This window comes from Rubrivirga sp., assembly GCF_049648075.1.
GTDB lineage: Bacteria > Bacteroidota > Rhodothermia > Rhodothermales > Rubricoccaceae > Rubrivirga.
In genome coordinates this window covers 1-3,371 of record NZ_JBARYR010000054.1, presented here as the reverse complement: position 1 = coordinate 3,371, position 3,371 = coordinate 1, and the positions used below count along the sequence as shown (strand labels likewise).

Here is a 3,371-nt window from a genome sequence, read left to right as displayed (position 1 = left end):
GACACGAGCGCGGTAGTCGCCGCCGTCGGTTTGGAAGGCGAGTGAGACCGTGTCGCCCCCGTCGCCCAGGCCAGCGCGGGCGGCGAAGCGAGCCAGGCACCGCGCGCCGTTGCCGCACATCGTCCCGAGCGAGCCGTCGGCGTTGCGGTAGCGCATGCGGAAGTGCGCGCCGGGGTCGCCGTCCGGGTGACTGCGCCGACCTTGCGGTTCGTCGAGGGCGAGCAGGCCGTCGGCGCCGACGCCGGTGCGTCGGGGGCAGAACCGCGTAGCGAGGGCGTCGAGTTCGTCGACGGAGAACCGCAAAAAGCGGTTGTCGAGGACGACAAAGTCGTTGCCCGCCCCGCTCATCTTGGTGAACGGGACGACGAGGGCTTGGCGTTCGAGCATGGCCGCGGTACGCGGCGACGGAATCAGGCGATCCCCCGTCGTAGAGACGCCGACCTCGAGGTCGGACCCGGCGTCTTCGCGAGAGCGTTGCCGAGCCTTGACACACCGTCGTCACGTCGCTCGTCTAGCTTTTAGCCCCTCTTCCCCTCCGACCGTTTGGCTGAGATCCCCGCCTCCATCGACCGCACCCTGACCATCAGCGGCGCCGAGCCGCTGCTCTTGTTCGGGTTCAACGACGTCTACCTTCGTAAGATCGAGGCCGCGTACAGCGATACGCGCGTCGTCGCCCGAGGCGACCGCCTCAAGCTGCATGGGCCGCCGGACCAGGTCGAGCGGATCGAGCGGGTGATTAGCGAGCTGATCCTGATCCTCAACCGGAACGGAAACCTCACCGAGAACGACGTCGACACGGTCTTGGACCTGGCGCGCGTCGGCAAGAGCCGGAAGCGGAGCAGCGGCCAAGACGCCATCCTGTTCACGCCACAAGGCGGGACGATCCAAGCCAAGACGCCAGGCCAGAGCCGGTTGGTCGAGGCCGCTCGCCAGTCCGACATCGCGTTCGCGGTCGGCCCGGCGGGCACGGGCAAGACGTACACGGCGGTCGCGCTGGCCGTGAGCGCGCTGAAGTCGCGCCAGGTCAAGAAGATCGTCTTGACGCGCCCGGCCGTCGAGGCCGGCGAGAGCTTGGGGTTCTTACCCGGCGGGTTCAAGGACAAGGTGGACCCCTACCTCCGTCCGCTCTACGACGCCTTGGAGGACATGATCGAGCGGGACAAGCTGGCGAGCTACCTCGAGCGCAACATCGTCGAGATCGTGCCGCTGGCGTACATGCGAGGCCGGACGCTGAACACCGCGTTCGTCATCTTGGACGAGGCTCAGAACGCGACGGCGGGCCAGATGAAGATGTTCTTGACGCGCTTGGGCGCCGGCAGCCGCGCCATCGTGACCGGCGACGCGAGCCAGACGGACCTGCCCTCGAGGGCGACCTCCGGCTTGGTCCGAGCCCGCCAGATTCTGGAGGGCGTCGACGGCATCGCGTTCGTCGACCTAGACAAGGGCGACGTGGTCCGCCACAAACTGGTCAAGGACATCATCGAGGCCTACGAGAAGGCGGGAGACTAGAAGGCGCGACCTCGAGGACGCACCGGATCCTACGGCTCTCCTCTGTGCGGAGCGGGATCGGGGTGCAAACTGCGGCTCGTCCTCGAGGGCGAGACTCCTCGCCGGCTCTACCTCTCCCCTCTCTATGACCTACGGCGACCTCGAGATCGAACCGCTCCCCGAGGGCCGATTCACCGTCGGCCTGGACAAAAGGTTCGTGCCGCACGCCGAGGGCGACGAGCCCCGACCGGGGACGCTGTTCATCTCGGTCACGCCGTTCTTGGTGCGGACGCCTGAGTCGACGATGCTGATCGACACCGGACTCGGGTCGTGGGCCGAGGGCCGAGGCACGGAGTTCATCTTGGATGGGCTGGCTGGGCACGGCGTGTCGCCGGAAGCGGTCGACCGTGTGGTCCTATCTCACTTCCACTTCGACCACGCCGGCGGCGCGATCTCGCCGGTCGGCAACGACTGGCAGCCGACGTTTCCCAACGCCGACTACGTCGCGCAACGGGCCGAGCTAACGGCCGATGGCTACCACGGAGAATCCGCTCGCGCGCGCGATTTGGTGGCGCGCACCTTGGAGGTCGCCGGCCAGCTCGTCCTTCTCGACGGCGATCATGGGGACGAGCGTATCGCCCTCGAGGTGACCGGCGGGCACACGGGCGCGCACCAGATCGTCCGGCTCCGCTCCGGCGGCTTGGAGGCCGTCTTCGGCGCCGACATCTTGGGAACGCCCGGCCAGGTCACGCGGCGCTTCCAGGCCAAGTACGACGTCGACGGCCAGGCGTCGCAGGCGTGGCGCGACCGGCTCGTCCTCGAGGCCGAGGAGAACGGGCACCTCCTCCTGTTCTACCACTCGACGTCGTCCCCGGCCGCGTTCGTCGTCGAGGGCGCGCGCGGCGTCCGGGCCGTCGAACCCGTCGCGCTCTGACCCACACCGAAGGGACCGGGCGACCTCGAGGCCGACTCTGTAGATTTCGCCAACCGCCACGACGACCGTGCTCCGACTCTTCCCGTTCCTGCTCTTCCTCCTCGTCCTCGGCTGCGACTCCACGGACAGCGTCACGGAGGAGCCCCCACCGCCCGAGCCGCCGCTCGTCGTGACCTACGGTCTCGAGATCACGGGCAACCCGGAGTTCATGTCGATCCGCTATAGGGACGCCTCGGGAACGGTCATCGAGCAGAACCAGAATCTGGCCGACCTGACCGAGATCGAGTTCGAGATCCTGCCCAGCGATGTCGCCGTCGTGGATAACGTGTACTTCATCGAGGCCGAGGGCACACTGCCGGTCGGGGCCAAGGCGGACGTCTCGATCTTGGTGATTCGCGACGGGTTGGAGATCGCATTCAGCGAGGACCAGGAGTTCGCGACGGAGGCGTTGCCGGACGTGTCGGTACGGGCAGCGGCGAGCTTGCCGAGGAATTAGGAGAGACTCGCGGGATTGTGTGACGCGTCCTCGAGGGCGAACTGACCTCGGGGCCGAACACCACCCAACCCTCTCCAGGGGTAAGCGTCGACGACTAAGCCGTGGCGTCGGCGTCCTCGAGGGCGTCGTCCGTTTCTGGCCTCGAGCCGTTGACGTCTCGCGCCACCGCCACGAACTCAGCGAGCATCATGGCCATCGCGCCCCAGACCTCGAGGTCGGGCTCTAGCCCTCGAACTCGCCCCAGACCTCGCGCAGCCGCCCCGCGATCTCGCCGACCGTCGCCTCCGCCTCGACGGCCTCCAAGACGCGCGGGAGCAGGTTCTCCGTCGACCGGGCCGCGCCCTCGAGGCCGTCCATCGACGAAGACCAACGCCCGGCGTCGCGCGACTCGCGCAGGGCCCGGACCCGCTCGACCTGCTGCTCGCCGACCTCGTCCGAGACTCGGAGCAGGTC

At 68.1% G+C, this 3,371-nt stretch carries 4 protein-coding genes and 1 pseudogene; 3 read left to right on the top strand and 2 right to left on the bottom strand.

The annotated features are described in order from the left end of the window. Positions 1-387: pseudogene (locus tag WBA11_RS01565) on the bottom strand (hypothetical protein); the annotation flags it as partial. 156 nt (positions 388-543) lie between these two features. On the opposite strand from WBA11_RS01565, the gene WBA11_RS01560 reads away from it, so the two are divergent. The 3 genes from WBA11_RS01560 to WBA11_RS01550 all read left to right on the top strand — a co-directional run bounded on the left by WBA11_RS01560 (position 544) and on the right by WBA11_RS01550 (position 2,918). Continuing rightward, on the top strand, positions 544-1,509 hold the full coding sequence (locus WBA11_RS01560) for a PhoH family protein (protein WP_424518975.1): 966 nt from the start codon (positions 544-546) through the stop codon (positions 1,507-1,509). Between the two features lie 124 nt (positions 1,510-1,633). After that, positions 1,634-2,422 carry an MBL fold metallo-hydrolase gene (locus WBA11_RS01555; RefSeq protein ID WP_424518974.1) on the top strand — a complete coding sequence of 263 codons (789 nt, stop codon included), beginning with the start codon at positions 1,634-1,636 and terminating at the stop codon, positions 2,420-2,422. Positions 2,423-2,489: 67 nt separating this feature from the next. After that, the gene (locus WBA11_RS01550; protein ID WP_424518973.1) at positions 2,490-2,918 is read left to right on the top strand and encodes a hypothetical protein; all 429 of its coding nucleotides are present in this window, start codon (positions 2,490-2,492) and stop codon (positions 2,916-2,918) included. 222 nt (positions 2,919-3,140) lie between these two features. Here the strand turns inward: WBA11_RS01550 and WBA11_RS01545 are convergent. Next, on the bottom strand, positions 3,141-3,371 hold a 231-nt coding region (locus WBA11_RS01545; RefSeq protein WP_424518972.1), incomplete at its 5' end, for a methylmalonyl-CoA mutase family protein.